Consider the following 20,432-nt stretch of genomic DNA (forward strand, 5'->3'; position numbering starts at 1 on the left):
TCAGCATTTTTCTTCAACTCTATGATAAAATTCGTTTTTCTCCTTCAATTTCCTGGATTGGAGCGATATTTTGGGAGAATTCCATCGTTCCGATATACTCCCCTGCCTCATCCCGTACGGCAAAGTATCGGATATACACGTATTTACCTTTTACTTTGATCCAGAAATCTTCTGTATCTTTTTTACCTGATTTGAAATCTTCGAGTAATTCTTCGACCACGTGAACACTTCTTGGTGGGTGACAGTTTTGAACCGTTCTCCCAATAACTGCTTTTGTCCTTGCAAAAATACGCTCTTTTCCCTTGCTGAAATAACGGACGACATCATCCTTATCAATAAACGTAATATCAACTGGCAAGTGATTTAAAAGTAATTCAAGTTGTTTTAAGGATAAGATACCTGTCTCCATCTTAATAAACCCTTTAGTTGAAATTTGTTCATCACCGATTACATTTCGCTCAGGTTTCCAATCTTCAGGTGAAATCAAACAAAATCCAATTTCATCACTCTCACGGGCAATTTTCAGCCATTCGTCTTCTGTTAGATTATTCATTGACATTGGGAAGAGAATATTTTCCTCTCGATAGATCATTTCATCAACTTGATCAACAACAAAAGTAATAACCTCTATAACAGCCTGTTTATCTCCATCATAATCAGTAAGCAAACGTTTTGCATCTTTTATCGCATCAACAATAAAATCATCAATTTTCCACATCATATTTGTTGGTCCATAAATTCCGTACTGCTCTAAATATGGAAACAGGAGCTGTTCTTTTCGTTCATAATGCTTTCTGATATCCAGTAAAAGATTACAATCCTCAAGTAATTTCAGTCGATTTTCATGATGATCATCCACTTCAAATAACTCCAAATGTTTTTTTACTTTACCGTTTACTAGCTTTTCAAGTTCCCTATTTTCAAGCTTAAATGTATGCACGGGGTGCCCAGGTTGCTCTTCTGGATGACTAGCCAGAGTTTCTTCAATTAAATCTTTAAAAATCTCCCGATGCTGTAAACAAATTTCTGTTGCGTCACCTGCTGGGATGTTCTCTTCTTCCACCAATACTTGCTGTAGTCTGGAGATTTCTCCTATCGTAATATAACCAACTTTATTTGCTAAATGGGATTTAATCTCTTCTACTGATTTCCCATTATGTAAATCCTTAAAGCTTTGTTTTATGATGGCTTCTCTCTCAATATCACTCATTTTATTTTGTTCTCGGTTATTAATAAGTTCACTCACGTAAATTTCTCCTTTCAAACTATGCTGTTATGATGAAATTAACATAGATTGAGGAAAAGGTTCGTGATACGAATCACATAAAAAAAGAAAGACTCACATATTGTGAGCCTACGGTTTTGGATATTGGTACTCTAATTCATCTTTATCTGGATTATAGTCGACGATGAGGTTATGGCCATTGAAGAACCAGATGTCATCCTCTTCTACATAAAACTCGATATCATCAATCTTATGACTTGTGTGAATTTGGATGGGTTCGTCATGTGTTGAAAAGGCGAGTGAATACTTTTCTTGTACGGGGCTAGTTCCGTAAAACATCGGATAGAATCGAACCGTATCTCCTGTTTTTACACTTATATCTTCTTTAAACCATTTTAATGCTGCGTCGCTTATTGTCATTTCCATATGTATGAACCTCCCTGGGCGTCCTTCTGATATTGTACGCGAAAATTTTGGACTTTATTAACTCAATACTACTAAAGTTTTCGTGAATAAGATACCAACTAATTTGTGAAATGTTTCTCAAACTCAATTAAAAAATGCACGCAATCTGAAGACTGCGTGCATTTTTTTTATCAACTTATAAGAGGACGAAGGCAATTGTGGCTCCAACGATAATACCCACGCTCACGATCTTTCCCCAAACGGGAACTTTGTCATTGCTATTTTGATTGACCTTCTGCTCCTTGGCTTCTACTACCTTTCGATATTCAGGACTGCAGCATCCCATCAGGATACCTTCTTATAGGAAGAAATATCTACTTCCAAAGGAAGATTTGCTGCTCGTGCTTTATTTGCTTGACGGAAGAATAACACTAGTAACAAGGCAGTTCCACAAAATCCACCGTACCATGCAATATCCATCGGTAATCGGAAACCGATTTGAGCATTCAAGATATACGTGATTACCAAGCATAGCATGAAAGTTCCTGGAACTAGTGAAATCCAGTAATTCTTTTTCGCGATGTATAGATACATAGCACCTACGAATAAGGCAATAACAGCTGTTGCTTGGTTCGCCCAGCTAAAGTATCTCCAAAGTATGTTGAAATCGATTTGAGTAAGAACAATTGAGATAGCGAATAATGGGACAGCAATCCATAGACGACTTGGCATTGACTTTTGAGCCATTTTTAAATAATCAGCAATAATCATACGTGCACTACGGAATGCAGTATCACCGGAAGTGATTGGTAATACGATAACTCCTAATACTGCAAGTGTTCCACCGATAGCACCAAGCATCATCGTAGAGACTTCACTAACGATAGCTCCTGGTCCACCAGCCTTAAGAAGTTCTTGTAAGCCACCGTAGCCATCAAATAAGCTCATTGCTGCTGCTGCCCAGATCATTGCGATGATACCTTCAGCAATCATCATACCGTAGAAAATTTTACGTCCTTGGCTTTCTTTTTGTGTAGTACGTGAAATGATAGGTGTTTGAGTTGCATGGAATCCAGACAAAGCACCACAAGTGATCGTAAAGAATAATAATGGGAATATTGATAATCCATCAGGATGGAAATTTGTTAATGAAAGTTCTGGAATTGGTGCACCTTTAACGATTAATCCACCTCCAACCCCAACAGCACTGATTAAAAGAACTGCTCCAAAGTATGGATATAGACGACCGATAATTTTATCAACTGGTAGTAAAGTAGCTAAGATGTAGTAGATGAAAATAACCGCGATTAAAATTCCGATAGCCACTTTTCCGTTCATTAATAAATATAAGAGGTCCGCTGGAGTTACAACGAAAACAGTTCCAACTAATAGTAAAAGCAAAACAGCAAAAGCATTAACTACGTGTTTCATTGCTTTCCCTAAAAACTTTGTTGCAAGCTCTGGTAAGTGAGCTCCTTTGTTTCGAATCGAAATCATTCCAGTTAAATAGTCATGAACCGCTCCAGCGAATATACATCCAACAACGATCCAAATGAAAGCGACCGGTCCGTAAAGCGCCCCCATGATTGGGCCGAATACAGGTCCAGTACCCGCTATATTTAACAGCTGAATTAATGAATTTTTCTTTGTACTCATTGGGATATAGTCTACACCGTCAGCATCTACATAAGCTGGAGTAGCGCGTTCTTCCTTCACACCGAATACTTTTTCAATGTATTTACCATACGTAAAGTATCCGACGACTAACAAAACTATACTCACTAAAAATGTAATCATCTTATTTCCCCCTTTTTTTCCTTTATTAAAAATATGAATGCGTTTACATTCATTATAGTAGATAAATAGAGTTCTAGAAGGTTATAAGATTAAAAGGTAGCAATTTGACGATAACGTGTCAATTTTGTGAACTAAAACGCAAAATTTCTACCTTTCATTTTTAGATTTCCAATTCAGCTCTTAACGCTTTTACATAATTTCTACTTACTGAAAGCTGTTCTTCCCTTCCTTCGATTTCTAATTGATAAGCACCGTTAAACCACGGGGTAAGTCTTGTGACATATTTTAAATTAACGAGGAAGCTTTTATGAATCCGGAAGAAACCGAATGATTCGAGCCTGCTTTCCAAATCTTTAAGTTGTGTTTTTGAGTCATACTCCCCCAATTGTGTCACAAGCTTTGTAAGCTTTTCATCTCTCACAATATATAAAATGTCCATTGGATCAAGATAGATAATCTCACCGCTTGAATCAACGGCCAATTTCCCCGTATGTTTACCTTTTTCCTTTTCCTCCGGTGTATGAAGGTGTTTTACAATTCGCTTGACCGTTTCCTCAAGTTGGTCTTCATCAAAGGGTTTTAATAAGTAGTCGATCGCATTAAAACGAAATGCTTCCACAGCAAACTCCGGGTAGGCCGTTGCAAACACAATCAGTGGCTGCTTTTTCAATTCCAACAGGGCTTTTGCAGCGTCCATCCCATTAACCTTAGGCATTTCAACATCTAAAAAGACAACATCTGGTTGGAGTTGGATTGCCTTTAAAATCGCAGACTCACCTGAATCAGCTTCTCCAACTATTTGAATGGTTGGATTGGTCTCCAATAGATGAGATAGTTCATCACGACTATATAGTTCATCATCGACAATAAGGGTTTTGATTTTTGCTTCCATTTTAAATAGCCTCCGATAGTGGAATTGAAAAAGCAATCTCCGTTCCTTTATTTTCTTCACTTTTAATGGCTAAAGCGGATTTTTCACCGAACAGCATTGTAAGCCTTCTATTAACATTATACAATGCAACACCACTGCCTTTTTCTGATTTGATTGGAGTAATGCAAATTTCCCTAGCACGTTCTTCCTTCATTCCCTTTCCATTATCTTCAACTTTTACGTAAACACAGTCTTTCTCTTTTTGAATCGAAATAATCACATGGAAATCCCCATCTCGATTCTTCATCCCATGCTTGATTGCATTTTCAACAATCGGCTGGAGGGTAAGTGGTGGGATAAGCTGAAATAAAGCAGCTTCCTCAACCTTATAAAACACCTTTAATTTATCTACAAATCTTGTTCCCTCTATTTCCAAATAGGCCTTCACCTGCCTTAGCTCCTGCTCCAAGGTTGTTATATTTTGTGTTGTAACAGATAGGTTTTGACGTAAGAAATGGGACAGGGAAACGAGTAGTTTCCTCGCTTTTGTTGGGTCTCTTCTTATTAAAGAAAGAATTGTGTTCAGGGTGTTAAAAAGAAAATGCGGACTAATTTGGGCTTGAAGCACCTTGATTTCTGCTTCTTTTGCTAGTTGAAACGCTTTATCAGCTTCCGCAATTTCGAGCTGATTACTTAAAAGGGAGCTCAAACCTGAAATAAGCTCCGTGACTACAGGTGTTATTTCTTTTTCAGAACGAAAGTAGAATTTAAGCGTCCCGATGGTTTCTTCTCTACGTTTCAATGGAGCGATTACAGCTGCACCAAGTGGGCAGTCCTCATAACGACATTGAATCATCTTCTTGTTAGCGATTACAATTTTCCCGTTCTGAATAACATCCATTGTAATTTGCGTTTGGATTGACATTTGCGTACGATGATGGTCATGTCCAAGGCCAATATGGGCAAGTATTTCATGTGTGTTTGTCATTGAAACAGCCTTTGCTTGGATCTCATCCTGAATAATATGACAAACCGCTTGTGCCGTTTCACGGTTTAACCCATTTCGTAAATACGCAAGTGTCTTATCTGCAATCCGTAGGGTTTTTTGTGCCTGGACCGCACCGACTCGCTCTCCCTCATTGATTACACTCTTAATAATCATGAGGAATAAAGCACAGCCAAGTCCATTTGCAACTATCATTGGAACCCCAATGATTTCAACTAAAGCCCACGCTTTTTCAAAAGGGCGTGAAAACAGCAAAATGACTAGCATTTGAAGCGCTTCTGCTGAGGCTGCAATTAAAAAGGCGGAACTCAGTTTCACATGCTTGTTTTTCTTATAAAAGTAACCTGATATAAAGCCTGCGATAATGGAGGCGAAACCACAGGAAAAAGCAGTAAACCCACCAAGCGTAAAGCGATGAATTCCAGCAATTAGCCCCGCACCTAAACCAACCTTGTAGCCACCTAATAGACCTGCTAACACTACACCAATAACGCGTGAATTTGCTAAAGCTTCGTCAGAAGTTAAACCAGATGCCCATCGGTTAAATTGGAGGCTTTCTGTATTAAGGCTAAGTCCCGTATACGTACCAATAATTCCAAAAAAGCCAAAGAATATAATTGCCACGAGCTTTTGCCACCGATTAAGTTCATCCTGGTACATCATCCCTCTGAAGAATTTCAATCTCGTTAAAATAAAAGCGATCGCAACAATAATGCCTAGGCGCTCTAACATTGTAATTAATAGTTCGAACATAGACATGCTCCTTTTTTGAGACAATGTGTGGGTCATGGGGACAGGTCCCTCGTCCCACCATTAGTGGAATTTTGTGACATGAACCTGTCCCCTGTACCTTCTACTATGCCTCTATTGTAACAATATTTAGAGAGTTCTGGATAGATTTTTAAAAGTGATAGATTGATAGTTTGGTAGAATTTTATGGGAAAAGCCCTTCAAAGGGGATGAAGGGCTTTTTATATTTTTGGGTTGAATTATAATAGTCTTATTTTTTTTAGAAAAGTAAAAAGAACTATATCACGGTTCAAGGTGTATATTACAAATCCTCCACCAAAATATAAGTCGCCTTCACCGGTCCATGAACCCCCACTACAAGGTTCAATTCAATATCAGCAGAGTTACTTGGTCCTGTTATGAAGTTGATAGCCGAAGGAACCTGTTCACCCTTTTTCACTTTTTCGCGGATAAGTTTCGCCGCTTGGGTCATCCGCGGGACAATCGTGCTTTTTGGGACAATTACGATTGAGTGGGTTGGCAGGAAGCTGATGGTTCTTCCACGATTTGGACCACTATATAGCACAACTGTACCTGATTCCGCTAATGTGATTTCGCTAATCGTCATCCCGATATTCGCTTGTTCTGCTTTTGTGATGTTTTCTTTTCCTAAGTTAGGATTCCATTCAAATACTTCTACTTGTTCAGAAGGAAGCTTTTCGTTTAATAAAGATTTAAGACCAAATTGTTCGAAGCGTTTATCCTTCCACGTGATGATTGGACCACTTCCGAATTCTTTTATTTTTTTCTCTAAGTCTTCCGGTAGCTTTGATTTTGATGTTGTGATGAGTTCAGTATGAATTTTTGTACATTGAAGCTTTAAAATTTCGACTAACTCATCCACGGATGCATCCTTTAACACGACTTCCTGTGGGTTATGCTTCCAAACTGGTGGTGCTAACGCTGTTTTTCGCTCACGACCAAGCTGTTTCGCAATTTGGTCGAGGAAGGCATCGCGGTTTTGGATGTTTCCTTTCATTACTATTCGCCTCCTTTTTCTCGGTTTTTAAACCAATCTCTAAATCTTTCTTTATTTGGTGCAGGTAAGTCGCGTACATCGGTCCATTCTTTTAGCATACCGACTCCCTTTGTGATTTTATCACCATGAGTAATTGGCTTAGTTAACGTTGGCGCGAGTTTTGAACCCATTTGGTAAAGAGATGGTGAAGAGGCTCCGAAACCAAATGCCTTCATTAATAGTTTTTCTGAGATAGGCGCACGGCCTTCCCTTTCCACGATGACCTCGCGATGTTTATGAATTAACTGATGAAGTGGAATTTTAACTGGACAAACATCTGTACAAGCGCCACAAAGGGTTGATGCATATGGTAATTCCTTGTGATCATCATAGCCTCCGAGCAATGGCGTTAATACAACCCCAATTGGACCTGGATAAATCGATCCATAGGAATGACCGCCAACATGGCGATATACTGGACAAACATTAATACAAGCAGCACAGCGAATACATTGTAAAACGGATTGGAATTCCGTACCAAGAATATTTGAACGTCCATTATCGACGATAACAAGGTGGAAATCCTCTGGTCCATCGACATCGCCTTCCTCACGAGGACCTGTTAATGTCGTGATATAGCTTGTTAATTTTTGACCGACTGCACTTCTTGTTAACATTCCAACTAGAACTTCCATTTCTTCGAAGGTTGGAACGAGACGCTCCATTCCCATTACAACGACCTGTGTTTTCGGAAGCGCAGCGACAAGATCGGCATTTCCTTCATTGGTTACGAGAGTAATCGAGCCTGTCTCTGCAACCGCGAAGTTACATCCCGTAATCCCCATGTCAGCTTGTAAAAACTCTTGTCGCAATGACTCTCTTGCAAATAAAGCAAGTTCTTCAGGCTTTTCCGAATTCTTATAGTCCATTTTATTCGCAAATACATCGCGAATTTGTTCTTTGTTTTTATGCAAGGCCGGTACAACGATATGGGATGGGGGATCGTGGTCATCCATTTGCAGGATGTATTCGCCAAGGTCGGTTTCGATGACTCGGCAACCCGCTTCCTCAAGCTTTGGATTTAGACTGATTTCTTCAGTCACCATCGATTTTGCTTTAACAATGTTTTTTGCTTCCTTCTTTTTCGCGAGGTCACTAATGTATGTACTTGCTTCTTCAGCGGTTTGGGCAAAGAATACATGCCCGCCTCGGCTTGAAACCTGCTCACTTAATTGATAAAGGTAATAATCTAAATTTTCGAGAACGTGCTGACGGATTTCTTCCCCGTGGTTACGCCATTCCTCCCAATTTCCCAATTCATCCGTAACCGTTTGCTTTCTTCCTTGAATCGTTTCCTGGGCTTTTGATACCGCCCCTCTCATGAAGTCGTTTTGAACTTCCTTTTCAACACGTGTCTTAAATTTTTCATTGCTAGTTTTTAATGCCACTTTTCTCCCCTCCTTTATTTTCGATAGTTTAATACTTCAGCAATATGCAAGACTTTAATCTGTTTTCCAAGGCGGTTGATTCTTCCGCCAATATTCATGAGGCAACCTCCATCTGCTCCAATGAGATAGTCGGCTTCCGTTGTTTCAACGCATTGGACTTTTTCATCCACCATTTTCTCAGAGATTTGCCCCATTTTCACCGAGAAGGTTCCACCAAACCCACAGCAATTTTCCTTGCCTGGAAGCTCTACATATTCAACACCGTCAATATTTTTTAATAGGTTAATAGGTGGTTCTTTCACACCTAATAGTCGCGTCATATGACAGGATGTATGGTAGGTAACCTTCCCTTTAAAAGTTGAACCAACATCTGTCATTCCTAAAACTTCGACAATGAATTGCGTTAATTCATATGTTTTCTTCGCAAGTTCAATTGCTCTTGGTTCCCAAATTGGATCTCCCTTAAAAATATCCTTGTATTCGTGAAACATATTCGCACAAGAGCCTGACGGGCATACAATGTACTCCGCCTTTTCAAAGGTTTCCATCATTTTTTTCATGGCTTTTTTTGTTTCTTCGACATATCCACTATTATAGGCAGGCTGTCCGCAGCAAACCTGACCTTCTGGAAACTCCACTTCACAGCCAAGATGTTCTAGTAGCTCAACTGTCGCTTTCCCCACATTTGTTTGAAACATATCAACAAGACAGGTGGCAAATAAAGTGACCTTCATTTTTGTTTTTCCCCCTTGAATAAAACAAGTAAACAGGTCATCTGATGACCATATTATTAAAAACTATACTACTACTTTTTTCCTTGTGATTAAAGACTATTTTAGAGCTTCCTTAAAAAAATTCCCTAAGGTTTCCTCAACATTAGTAAGATGTGTGAGCATTGTGCTTCGGGCAGCTTCTTCATTTCCTGATACAATCGCTTCATAGATGGCAAGATGTTCATTGTATAATCGCTCTGTTGTTTTTTCTTTTGAAAATAAAGTGATTCTTCTTGTTTCCTTCATCGTTTCTTGCATAAGGTCAGAAACGTGTAATAATAAATTCGTCAACATTGGATTTTGGGTAGCTTCTGATATGGCAAGATGGAACTGCAGATCAGAGGTTTCTCCTATTTCTTCGTTTCCTAAAGCTACCTTCATCCCATTTAGTGCTGTTTCCATCTTTAAAATGTTTTCGGGATTATGTTTTTTCGCTGCGGTTGCCGCTGCCCCAGTTTCAATGATTTTTCGTACTTCGAGAAGGTGCATAACATCCTGTTGATTCATTAACATCGCTGAAGCTAAAGGGAATGCAAGATTTTCTGCTTGAAATTCCTTTACGTATGTTCCTTCGCCTTGGCGCATTTCGATTAAGCCCATCGCTTTTAGTGCCGTTAATGCTTCACGGATGGCAGAACGTCCGACTTGAAAGCTTTCCGCTAGCTGTTGAACGGACTCAAGCTTTGTTCCAGGGGTTAACTCGCCAGACCGAATCGCCTCTTGTAAAGTATCCGCAACCTCTTCATAGATTTTTTTCGGTTTGATTTTTTTGTATTCCATTGATGGACCTCCGTCATATGAATTCATTATGATTATACTTGTATTTAGCAAGAATAGAAAATATGTAAATTTTCAAGTTCAACATGGCTACTGGGGCATCTTGGAGGACAAACATATGACCAATAACTAGTTCAAATTTCTTTCTGAAAATAAAATAGAAAGGAAAGCTTGGCTTTCCTTTCGTAAATAATCCCATTTCCAATAGGGGTTTGATTTAATCTGGTATGTAAGCTACGGTGTACCCCTTAAGCTTTTACCAAAGATTCCTCTTTAACAAATGCATTGGTTAGACGGCCTAATTTTTCAATTTCGACCGTAACCTCATCACCTGGTTGGATGTATACACGTTCCTCGACAGGGAGACCCAATACGACGCCTTCAGGAGTTCCTGTTAGAATTAAATCGCCGGGCTCTAATGTCATGTATTTTGAGATATAACTTACGATTTCTGCACAATTGAAAATCATGTCCGATGTATTAGAATCCTGACGTAGTTCACCATTTACGTATGTTTTCAACGTAAGATCATTTGGATTTCCAACCTCATCAGATGTTACTAGATACGGACCAACTGGACTGAAACCGTCACAAGTTTTTCCTAATAACCATTGATGTGTTCTCATTTGTAAGTCACGTGCGGACAGGTCGTTTACTGTGCAGTAGCCAAATACATGAGAAAGAGCGTCTTCTTCTGACACATCCTTTGTTTTCTTGCCTATTACGATTCCTAGTTCAACCTCGTAATCGAGTTCATTTGTCACATTAGGCACCGCAATTTCACAGTTGTGTCCTGTTAAAGTGTTGTCAAATTTATTAAATAGAATTGGAAATTCTGGGTACGGAGCATTTGTTTCATCGGCATGCTTTTTGTAATTCAAACCAACACAAATAATTTTATGAGGTTTTGTAACCGCAGGACCCCATGTTACTTCATTTTCATCGTACGCCACAACGCGATCGTCTTGTACTGCGTTCATTAGTTTTTCTTCGAACCTTTTTATTTCCACATCGTTAAAATTGATAACTTCCATCACATCTGTTGGGATGCCATCCCAGTTATTTTGTGTTGCTGTTGCTTCAATATCAATTAATTTTCCTTCAAGTTGCACCGCTAGCTTTTCATTAATAGTTGCAAATTTCATGATCTATTCCTCCCAAATTAAGCATTTTTCCCAAAAACGGCTCCGCCATCTACATAGAATGGTGATCCCATCACAAATGAAGAATCATCAGAAGCAAGGAATAACGCAGCCTTAGCCACATCATCCGGTCTACCTAAATCTCCACTTAATTGTCTTTTTTTGATATTTCCGATTGCTTCTTCTGGATTATCATAACTTGTTCGTAAATAATCCTCTACGAATGGTGTCATGATTGTACCTGGAAGTAGCGCGTTAACACGAATGTTGTAAGGAGCATAATCGACTTGCATAGATTTTGACATTGCAAGTACAGCTCCCTTTGTTGCCGCATAAGCAGCACGTTTTGCTAATCCAATTTCCGCAACGCATGATGACATATTAATGATTGAACCGCTTTGCTGTTTCATCATAAAAGGAGCCGTATATTTGGAAACGAGATAGACACCGTTTACATTTACTTGCATAATTCGATTCCATGCATCAGGCTCAACTTCGTCTAATCTTCCTACATTGCTGATTCCAGCGTTATTAAATAACACATCAATTCTTCCATTTTTTTCGACAATTACTGAAATGACATTCTCTACTTCTGTCGGGTTTGTCACATCTACCTGATAAAATGCTGCCTTCCCACCATTATTTTCAATTTCAGCGACAGTTTGTTGACCATTTTCGATATTTACATCGAGAACATTTACCGTTGCGCCTTCTTTTCCAAATAAGAGTGCTGTTTCTTTCCCAATTCCACTTCCAGCGCCTGTTATAATTGCAACCTTATTTTGTAGTCTCACAATGTAACCTCCACTTCAATGACTTCCTTCTATTAAAGACTGATGCTGATTCTACTTATACTGAATTCTTGATGGCCTAAAAATTCAGCTTTCGTCAACTCTCCATTTGCCACATTAACGATTGTTTCAAGAATTCGGCTACCTGCTTCGTCTAACGTTTCGTTCCCTTTCATAACTGGACTAGTGTCGACATCAATATTGTCTTCCATCTTTTTTGCTGTTAACTCATTGCCCGTAATTTTGATGACTGGAATAATTGGGTTTCCAGTTGGTGTCCCTCTTCCTGTTGTAAAACAAACCATATGTACGCCTGCAGCAGCCATGCCAGAAACGCACTCAATATCATTACCTGGAGAGTCCATGAAATAATAGCCCTTACCTGGAATTTGATCTGCAAATGGAATAACATCCTTCAATGGGCTTGTTCCAGCCTTACTAATACAACCAAGTGATTTTTCTTCAATGGTCGATAAACCACCTTCGATATTACCTGGGCTAGGATTTCCGCCTCGCATATCCGCTCCGATGCGCTCAACTTCTTTTTCAAATTTTTCAACCGCCATATAGACTTTCTTTGCGACTTCTTCATTGATTGCTGTTTCAGCCACAATATGTTCAGCACCAATGATTTCAGTTGTTTCTCCCATCACTATTGTGCCGCCTTGTGCGGTGAGCAAATCAGATGTTTTTCCTAACGCCGGGTTACTACATAGTCCTGAAGTTGAATCTGAGCCGCCACATTTTACTCCAACTATTAATTCTGATAGAGGTACATCCTCAGTCGGACTATTTTCAATTTCTTTATATAATTTCTTTAGGATTTCTGAGCCTTTTTGAATCGCTTTTATTGAACCGCCGACATCTTGAATATCGATCCATTCAACTGGCTTTCCTGTTTCTTCTATGATTTCCTTCTGTAATTCACTAGCGTCAATAACTTCACAGCCTAAGCTTACTAATAAAACGGCACCGACATTTGGGTTTTTTCCCATACCTGCAAGTAGCTTATGAGTACGTTCTTTGTCTTCACCAATTTGGCTGCAGCCATGCTGATGTGGAATCGCTACGGATTCAGGTACAGATTGTTGAATTCGATTTGATACGTGATTTGCACACACAACTGTCGGGATAATAAGTAAATGATTACGGATGCCAATTTTCCCATTTTGTCGACGATATCCCTTAATAAGAGTGCTCATTCGTTTCCACTCCTTTCGCTTTATCTCCTCTGCCTCGAATTCCTTCAATGTTATGTACATGGACATGCTCTCCAGGTGAAATATCAGCACTTGCTGCACCAATGACTTGCCCATACTTCACAACATTTTCTCCTTTTGAAATTGGCTTAATCGCAATTTTATGGCCAAAAGGTATTGCTTGTTTTAAAATCAATTCTTCCTTTTTTCCGTTATACATGAATTGTGCAACACCACCGGACACGGTTTCTTGTAGAAGTGTAGCAACATTATCAATCTCGGACATAACAATACTATTGATTTCTTGTACGAATTTGTCCATGTCATCATACCTTTCCATAAAATTATTAAATCGGTCATCATGCAAGAACATTGTCTCTAATCTAGTTCAATTAATACTTTATTCGTATTGTACATTTTTGCTTGGAAGTACTCTGCTACTTTTCCAAATGGAATTTTATGTGTGATATAAGTGTCTATATCAACATTTCCTTGATTCATACAATCAATGACATAATTGAAGTCTTCAATCGTTGCATTTCTGCTTCCCATCAAAGTTAATTCTTTTGCGTGAAAATCCGGGTCATTGAAAGTTATTTGATCCTTCACAAGGCCCACATAGATTAGTTTTCCACCATGCGAGACGTAATTGAAGGCATTCATCATAGAATGCTTATTTCCAGTTGCATCTAGGACAATTGTGGGTAAGTAACCTTCATTAATAGTCATGAGTTCTTTAACAAGATCAACATCATTTTCGGCCACCAACACACGATCACAACCGGTCCATTCTCTAGCAAAAGCTAAGCGCTCTTTACTGATATCCATTATGGTTGTTTTCGCCCCCTGGAGTTTTGCAAACCTTGCAGTACCAAGCCCAATTGGACCCGCTCCAATAATCAGTACACTTTCCCCTTTTTGAATCTGAGCTCTTCTTACAGCATGAGCCCCAATACTTAAAGGTTCGATGATGGCTGCAGCATCTAATGAAAGTTCATTTACTTTTACAACATGGCTTTCCGGAAGTACAAGATATTCCGTCATACCACCATCTATATGTACACCCGTTACTTGCATTTGGGTACAGCAATTTGTTTTTCCATTCTTACAGGCAATACATTCACCGCAATGCATGTACGGAATAACCGAGACTCGGTCAGCTAAATTAAATTTTTGGACCTTTTCCCCGACTTTTTCCACAATCCCCGAAAGTTCATGACCAAGTACACGTGGATATTGAAAGAAAGGCTGGTTTCCCGCAAACGCATGTAAGTCTGTACCGCAAATTCCAATTCTCTTCACACGAATCATTATATTCTTTTCCCCTAAAGCTGTAGGGACTTCTTGTTCAACCATTATCATATTCCCCGGTTCTTGACAGACAATCGTTTTCATCCTTCGTGACTCCCTTTTAATGAAATAAGGGTCTATTTGAACCTAGACCCTACATCTATTTAAAATAGTGTATTTGGTAGCAACATTGAGATTGCTGGAATAAACGCGATTAACAGTGCTACAATCACCAAGAGTAGTAAAAACGGCCAGCTATGTTTAACAAATTCCTCAATCTTAGTTCCTGTAATTGAACAAGTTGCAAACATAATTGTCCCTAAAGGTGGTGTTAAGGTTCCAATACTAATACAGACAATGAAGAAAATCCCAAAATGAACAGGGTCAATTCCATACTGCATTAGCATCGGCATAAATAACGGTGTTAAGATAATGATTGTGACGTTACCTTCAACAAACATTCCTATGACTAAAAGGAATAAAAGGACTACGATAAAGAACATGATAGTGGAAGAAACATTTCCAACCATAAACTCTGTCATTTTTTGTGGTACCTGTTCTAAAGTAAGGACCCAAGCGAATGCAGAACCTGCTGCAATAATAATTAGAATAGATGCTGCAGTATGAGCCGTTTCTAATAAAGCCTCCATTAACTGTTTTATCTTCATTTCTCGATAGACAACCAATCCAAGTACTAAAGCAAACAATACCGCAAATGCTCCTGCCTCTGTTGCACTAAATATACCAAAGCGAATTCCACCGATGATAATAACAGGTAGAAGAAGGGCTAATAAGGCATCCTTGAAACTAGATAAAAATTCCTTTAATGTGACTTTTTCCCCTTTTTCCGTTTCTAGGTTATGTTTTTTTGCGTAGAAATGAACGTAGATCATAAAAGTTAAACAAAGAAGGAGTCCGGGAATAATACCAGCTAAAAATAATTTACCAATCGAAACATTTCCTACATAACCATACATGATTAGGGCAATTCCCGGTGGAATAATCGGGGTAATTAAAGACGTTGATGCTGTTAACACAGTGGAAAACGACTTTGAATAACCCTTTTTGATCATCTCAGGAACTAGTATTTTTGATTGCATTGCTGCGTCCGCAATGTTCGAACCGCTCAAGCCTCCCATTAGTGTACTAAGAACAACGTTTACTTGAGCAAGACCTCCAGGAAGTGGTCGAGTAACAACTTGAGCAAATCGGAGCATCCTTGAAGTTATACCTGTGTAATTCATAAGAATCCCCGCTGTCATAAAGAAAACAATGGCTAGCAGTGGTACCGATTCCACCCCACCGATCATTCTCTGGATGAGAACCATCATAGAAAAGCTATCCGAGAAATAGAAATAAACTGCCGAAGCTACAATCATAGCAAACGCGATAGGAACATTAATTAAAAATAATACAACTAGTACGATTAACATAAGAGTTAAGGCCATATCATGCTCTCTCCTTTTTCTCTAAGTCTGTTTGGAAAGAACGAATCAGCTTAATTGTAAAATGAATAGCTGTCAACAATCCTCCAATAGGAACAGCAAGATCAATATAGGTGTAACTAATTCCTAATACAGGAGTTACTTTATTGCCAGCTTGAAATGCGAGCTGGAAACCTAAATAGATAAAGATATAAATAAGTACAAAATAAATTGCTGCTGCTCCTATGACTGTGCACACATTACGCATGACTTTAGGCATCTTTTGAATTAAATAATCTACTCCGATATGTCCATCCCTTTTCATTGCCGAACTTACTCCAATAAAAATGAGCCAAATAAAACAGCCAAGTGTTATTTCTTCCGCCCATGAAATAGGATCATTTAATACAAAGCGGCAAAAAACATTGATAATCGTTAAGAACGAAATTAGCGATATAGCGAAAACAGACATAATATCATCAATTGGGTAAAACCATTTTTTCGGCATAATCTGTCCCTCCTGTTTTCCCGAGTTATGTTTAAAATGCTATGTAAAAAAGAGATTAATAAACTTTAGTTTTTAAAGAAAAATTATTAATCCATTCTGAGAAAGTAGGTAAAACCTTTTCTCAGAATGGAATTTTACTAGGATGGGTTGTTTTCTAGCAATTCTACAATTCTATCGTATAAACCTGGAGTCCATTCTGAAAACTCTGCATATACGCTTTGAACTTTTTCTTTAAACTGGTCTACATTAACTTCGTGTACTTCTACGCCTTGCTTTTTAAATTCCTCTAAGACGCTATTAGTTTGTTCTTCTAGTACTCCTCTTGCATATTCTCCAGCCTCATCACCTGTTTCTTCAAGAAGTTGTACAACATCTTCAGGTAGTGTATCGATGAAACTCTTTCCTGCAACCCACGTTGTTATAAACTTTTGATGACCTGAAAGTGTTAGATGTTTTGAGACTTCATGTGCCTTTACCCCTTCAAGTACTGGAAGGGGATTTTCAGCACCATCAATAAGTCCTTGTTGAAGGGAAGTATATAAATCCCCTAACGGTGTTGGAGTTGGTGTAGCCCCTAATGCCGCAAATGTAGCAATCGACATTTGGTTGTTTGGTACACGGATTTTCATTCCCTTTAAGTCGTCTGGTGATAAAACTGGTTTAGTCGTTAACAGTTGACGTTCACCGTATACAGTATTCGTTGTAACAATATGAATTCCTTTCTCGTTTAAGGCTTCATGTAATTCATTAAACCAGTCAGTTGTTGTTAAATATAACAAGTCATCAATGCTATCTGTAATATACGGAGCGGTCATAATTCCAGCATCTGGTACATAGTCCATTAAGAAGTCATATCCTGCCATAACAATCACATTATTTCCCATAGTTGCTTGTTCGAGAACATCCTTTTCAGATCCTAATTGGGAACTTGGATAAAGTTTTAATTCAATTTTCCCATTACTCTTTTCTTCAACTAATTCCTTCCATTTTTTTGCTAATAGGTCAATCGGTTCTCCAGGCTGATTTCCATGGGCAACATTGATTGAAATTTTTTCATCATTGCCTTTTCCAGATGAAGTGGAACTTGAACCTGATGAGCATGCAGATAAAAAGGCTACCAACATTGCAATCAATAAAACAGACATCCATTTTTGACTTCTCTTCATACTATTACCCCTTTTTTTCTTATAATTTATTCTCAAACGGATTTACTTACAATCCAGTTGATTCCATTAAACAACTTCTTTTTAATAGATTAGAAGGTTGGACCTATTCTCCAGATGCCAAAGTCATGTTGTTTTAATATTTCAGCTTTTGTTAGTTTGCCAGAACTGACTAATGCAATTTCATCAAATATTCTCTTTCCAACCTCTTGTACAGTTTCTTTCCCTTCAATAATCGTACCCGCATTTAGGTCCATATTGTCACGCATTCTTTCAAACATACCTGTGTTTGTCGAAATTTTAATAACGGGAGCAATTGGTGAACCTGTCGGTGTTCCTCTTCCGCTTGTAAATAGAACCACTTGAGCGCCACCGGCAACCATTCCAGTTAATTGTTCAATATCATGTCCAGGTGTATCCATCCAAACTAACCCTTTTTCAGTTGGTTCTTCTGCATAATCAATTAATTCTTTTAACTCGCTAGTCCCAGCTTTATTAGCTGCTCCTAGAGATTTTTCTTCTAAGGAACTTAATCCTCCTTCAATATTTCCAGGACTTGGATTTCCAGTTCTGATATCTACACCCATGAAAATGGAGCGATTCTCCATTGCCTCGATGACCTCATATACCCGCTTTGCCACTCTGTCGTTTGCGGCGCGTTTCGCCAGTAGATGCTCAGCTCCAATTAATTCGGTGGTTTCTGCTAAAATGGAAGTTCCACCTCTTTCAACAATCAGATCACTAACCGCACCTACAGCTGGATTGGCCGATAAACCTGAACAGGCATCAGATCCTCCACATTCTGTGCCAATGATCAATTCACTGAAATCACATAATTCCCTCATTTGAGCAGAGGCTTCCTGAACAAGTTCAGCGGCTGCTTGTGCTCCCTTTGCGATTGTAGTTAAAGTTCCACCATGATCTTGAATCGAGATGGTTACTACCGGTTTTCCTGACTTGGCAATTTCCGCCGCGACACTTCTTGCTTGGTGTGTTTCGCAACCTAATCCTAAAACAACAACTCCATAAACATTTGGGTTTTTCCCTAAACCAACGTAAGTTCGAAATGTTTGGTCATAATCGATTCCAACTTGTGCACAGCCATGTTGGTGAATGAAAGTCACCGTCCCATGAACAAGTTCTGTAATTCTTTGAGCTGTTTGTGTTGCACAGGTAATTGTAGGCAAGATTAAAACGTGATTTCGTACTCCTACCTTTCCATCTGGTCGTCGATATCCTAAAAATTTTCCTTCTTTAGTTAGTTCCAATTTGGTCACCTCTTCCTCGTGTTCCTTCAAGATTGTGAACATGAACATGTTCACCTTCCGCAATATCCCTAATGGCTCTGCCAATAACTTCTCCATACTTTAAAATGGTTTCTCCTTCTCGGATCGCCTTCACAGCAAATTTATGACCAAAAAGGATTTTATCTTTTAAAATAATCTTCTTTGATATTTCAGATGTTAATTCAATCTCTACCTCCTCGTTTTGGGGTATATCTTGTAAAGAAACTGCAACACTGTCTATCGGTTGCATGACTAATGTTCGATATTTTTTATCAACCAATCTCACTCATCCTCCTATTAGAGGTATTTTCGTTTTATAATTGTTTCAAAGACTACAAGTACTTTTTCTTCAAACATATGATGGTAGTACCACGAAACACCAAAAAATGACGTAGTTTATTAAATTGTCTTTCCCCCTTTATGGATTCTACTTCTCAAGACTGTTAATAAACCGCTTACATACAAACTTAATAATAAAAATATCACTGGGTGGTAGTACCAGTAATAAGATGTTACCACGTAACTTTTCTGTTTTCAATAAATTTTCTAATTCTTTTTAAAATTAAATTTAGTTTTTATAAACCCTGTCCCTGTCTATCAAACCCTTTATACAAATTCATTTCTTGCTTTTCTTATCAACTATTTTACAGACTTAATAAATTGCAAGATTTATTCCAAATCATTTATATTTTTTTCTAGCATATTTTATGGTATTCTGGTAGCACCAAAAAAATTATTCACTAAGGGTGGTGTAGATGGTAAAAATCAATCCTATAAAACGAGTGACTTTAACGGAGCAAATTCTAGAGCAAGTAGCTTCATGGATTACTTCAAATGAATTAAAACCCGGAGATAAGCTTCCAAACGAACGATTATTGGCAGAAGAATTCCAAGTAAATAGAGGTCGGATACGTGAGTCTCTAAGAGCGCTTGCACTCATTGGCATGATCACGATTAAACCTGGGGAAGGTAGTTTTGTTAGTGGTAAAGAATCAATGCTTCCTGCCGAGACTATTCTTTGGATGTATCATAACGAGGTAAATAATTTGGAGGAAGTCTATGCTGCAAGGAAATTAATCGAATCTGAAGTTTATATAGAAGCTGCCGAACGTATGACTGAAGATGAGATTAAAGTTTTAGATGAAATTATGGTAGATTTGAAAAAGACACCAAAAAATGACAAGGACGAATTTCAACGTTTATTAGATGATTTTGATCTATATATGGGCTCATGTAGCGGTAATAAAATCTATAACAAGTTAATGCAGACCATTGTTCATCTTCGAAACCAATCAATGCTCAAAATTTTAAATGTCCCTGGGGCACAGGAGAACAGTCTCAATTCCCGGATAAAATTAATCAAGGCCATCAAAGAACGAAACCATGAAAAGGTAAGAGAAGCCATTGAACTAAACTTTTCCGGAGCCAAAAAATTTTATAAACAAACCAAATAGAATTCAAATAAATTAGGTCTAAACCGATTGGTTTAGACCTTTTTTTATGTCTTTTGTTCCGAAATGATTATTGCAATATTCATAAAATGATGATAAGTTTTATGTGGTAGTACCAGAGTACCTGAC

The 20,432-nt window shown here is 38.4% G+C and carries 20 protein-coding genes; 1 reads left to right on the forward strand and 19 read right to left on the reverse strand.

Features of this window, described 5'->3' with window-relative positions; all coding sequences use genetic code 11:
- Positions 1-19 precede the first annotated feature (19 nt).
- The 19 genes from V7112_RS03065 to V7112_RS03155 form a co-directional block, all read right to left on the reverse strand.
- Positions 20-1,246, reverse strand: coding sequence for a DUF438 domain-containing protein (locus tag V7112_RS03065; protein ID WP_335415258.1), 1,227 nt, complete (start codon positions 1,244-1,246; stop codon positions 20-22).
- A 108-nt stretch (positions 1,247-1,354) separates the two neighbouring features.
- Positions 1,355-1,651, reverse strand: coding sequence for a HesB/YadR/YfhF family protein (locus V7112_RS03070; protein WP_335415260.1), 297 nt, complete (start codon positions 1,649-1,651; stop codon positions 1,355-1,357).
- Positions 1,652-1,975: 324 nt separating this feature from the next.
- Positions 1,976-3,427 carry a carbon starvation CstA family protein gene (locus V7112_RS03075; RefSeq protein WP_335415262.1) on the reverse strand — a complete coding sequence of 484 codons (1,452 nt, stop codon included), beginning with the start codon at positions 3,425-3,427 and terminating at the stop codon, positions 1,976-1,978.
- 160 nt (positions 3,428-3,587) lie between these two features.
- On the reverse strand, positions 3,588-4,319 hold the full coding sequence (locus tag V7112_RS03080) for a LytR/AlgR family response regulator transcription factor (RefSeq protein ID WP_335415265.1): 732 nt from the start codon (positions 4,317-4,319) through the stop codon (positions 3,588-3,590).
- Between the two features lies 1 nt (position 4,320).
- The gene (locus V7112_RS03085) at positions 4,321-6,057 is read right to left on the reverse strand and encodes a sensor histidine kinase (RefSeq protein WP_335415268.1); all 1,737 of its coding nucleotides are present in this window, start codon (positions 6,055-6,057) and stop codon (positions 4,321-4,323) included.
- A gap of 298 nt (positions 6,058-6,355) precedes the next feature.
- Entirely contained in the window at positions 6,356-7,072 is a 717-nt protein-coding gene (locus V7112_RS03090) for a LutC/YkgG family protein (RefSeq protein WP_335415271.1), read from the reverse strand.
- Between the two features lie 2 nt (positions 7,073-7,074).
- Positions 7,075-8,499 (reverse strand): LutB/LldF family L-lactate oxidation iron-sulfur protein, encoded by a 1,425-nt coding sequence (locus tag V7112_RS03095; protein ID WP_335415274.1) that lies wholly within the window; start codon positions 8,497-8,499, stop codon positions 7,075-7,077.
- 14 nt (positions 8,500-8,513) lie between these two features.
- The gene (locus tag V7112_RS03100; RefSeq protein ID WP_335415276.1) at positions 8,514-9,233 is read right to left on the reverse strand and encodes a (Fe-S)-binding protein; all 720 of its coding nucleotides are present in this window, start codon (positions 9,231-9,233) and stop codon (positions 8,514-8,516) included.
- 96 nt (positions 9,234-9,329) lie between these two features.
- Positions 9,330-10,052: a FadR/GntR family transcriptional regulator gene (locus V7112_RS03105; RefSeq protein ID WP_335415279.1), complete on the reverse strand. Its 723-nt coding sequence runs from the start codon at positions 10,050-10,052 to the stop codon at positions 9,330-9,332.
- Positions 10,053-10,297: 245 nt separating this feature from the next.
- The gene (locus V7112_RS03110) at positions 10,298-11,194 is read right to left on the reverse strand and encodes a fumarylacetoacetate hydrolase family protein (protein ID WP_335415282.1); all 897 of its coding nucleotides are present in this window, start codon (positions 11,192-11,194) and stop codon (positions 10,298-10,300) included.
- Between the two features lie 17 nt (positions 11,195-11,211).
- Positions 11,212-11,985, reverse strand: coding sequence for an SDR family NAD(P)-dependent oxidoreductase (locus V7112_RS03115; RefSeq protein WP_335415284.1), 774 nt, complete (start codon positions 11,983-11,985; stop codon positions 11,212-11,214).
- A gap of 32 nt (positions 11,986-12,017) precedes the next feature.
- The gene (locus V7112_RS03120; RefSeq protein ID WP_335415287.1) at positions 12,018-13,184 is read right to left on the reverse strand and encodes a UxaA family hydrolase; all 1,167 of its coding nucleotides are present in this window, start codon (positions 13,182-13,184) and stop codon (positions 12,018-12,020) included.
- Complete coding sequence (locus V7112_RS03125; protein ID WP_335415290.1) at positions 13,168-13,503, reverse strand: UxaA family hydrolase; 336 nt, start codon at positions 13,501-13,503, stop codon at positions 13,168-13,170. Before V7112_RS03125 ends, V7112_RS03120 begins: the two co-directional genes overlap by 17 nt.
- A gap of 56 nt (positions 13,504-13,559) precedes the next feature.
- Positions 13,560-14,576 carry a zinc-binding alcohol dehydrogenase family protein gene (locus V7112_RS03130; protein ID WP_335415292.1) on the reverse strand — a complete coding sequence of 339 codons (1,017 nt, stop codon included), beginning with the start codon at positions 14,574-14,576 and terminating at the stop codon, positions 13,560-13,562.
- Between the two features lie 59 nt (positions 14,577-14,635).
- Positions 14,636-15,919 carry a TRAP transporter large permease gene (locus V7112_RS03135; protein WP_335415296.1) on the reverse strand — a complete coding sequence of 428 codons (1,284 nt, stop codon included), beginning with the start codon at positions 15,917-15,919 and terminating at the stop codon, positions 14,636-14,638.
- Position 15,920: 1 nt separating this feature from the next.
- Positions 15,921-16,403: a TRAP transporter small permease gene (locus tag V7112_RS03140; protein ID WP_335415300.1), complete on the reverse strand. Its 483-nt coding sequence runs from the start codon at positions 16,401-16,403 to the stop codon at positions 15,921-15,923.
- A 137-nt stretch (positions 16,404-16,540) separates the two neighbouring features.
- Positions 16,541-17,569, reverse strand: coding sequence for a C4-dicarboxylate TRAP transporter substrate-binding protein (locus V7112_RS03145; RefSeq protein ID WP_335415302.1), 1,029 nt, complete (start codon positions 17,567-17,569; stop codon positions 16,541-16,543).
- Positions 17,570-17,658: 89 nt separating this feature from the next.
- Positions 17,659-18,834 (reverse strand): UxaA family hydrolase, encoded by a 1,176-nt coding sequence (locus V7112_RS03150; RefSeq protein WP_335415305.1) that lies wholly within the window; start codon positions 18,832-18,834, stop codon positions 17,659-17,661.
- Positions 18,821-19,132 (reverse strand): UxaA family hydrolase, encoded by a 312-nt coding sequence (locus V7112_RS03155; RefSeq protein WP_335415307.1) that lies wholly within the window; start codon positions 19,130-19,132, stop codon positions 18,821-18,823. Before V7112_RS03155 ends, V7112_RS03150 begins: the two co-directional genes overlap by 14 nt.
- Positions 19,133-19,607: 475 nt before the next feature.
- Between V7112_RS03155 and V7112_RS03160 the strand changes: the two genes are divergently transcribed.
- Positions 19,608-20,306: a FadR/GntR family transcriptional regulator gene (locus V7112_RS03160; protein WP_335415310.1), complete on the forward strand. Its 699-nt coding sequence runs from the start codon at positions 19,608-19,610 to the stop codon at positions 20,304-20,306.
- The last annotated feature ends 126 nt before the right edge of the window (positions 20,307-20,432 follow it).

It is taken from the genome of Bacillus sp. JJ1566, assembly GCF_036962685.1.
Taxonomy (GTDB): Bacteria; Bacillota; Bacilli; order Bacillales; family Bacillaceae_L; genus Ferdinandcohnia.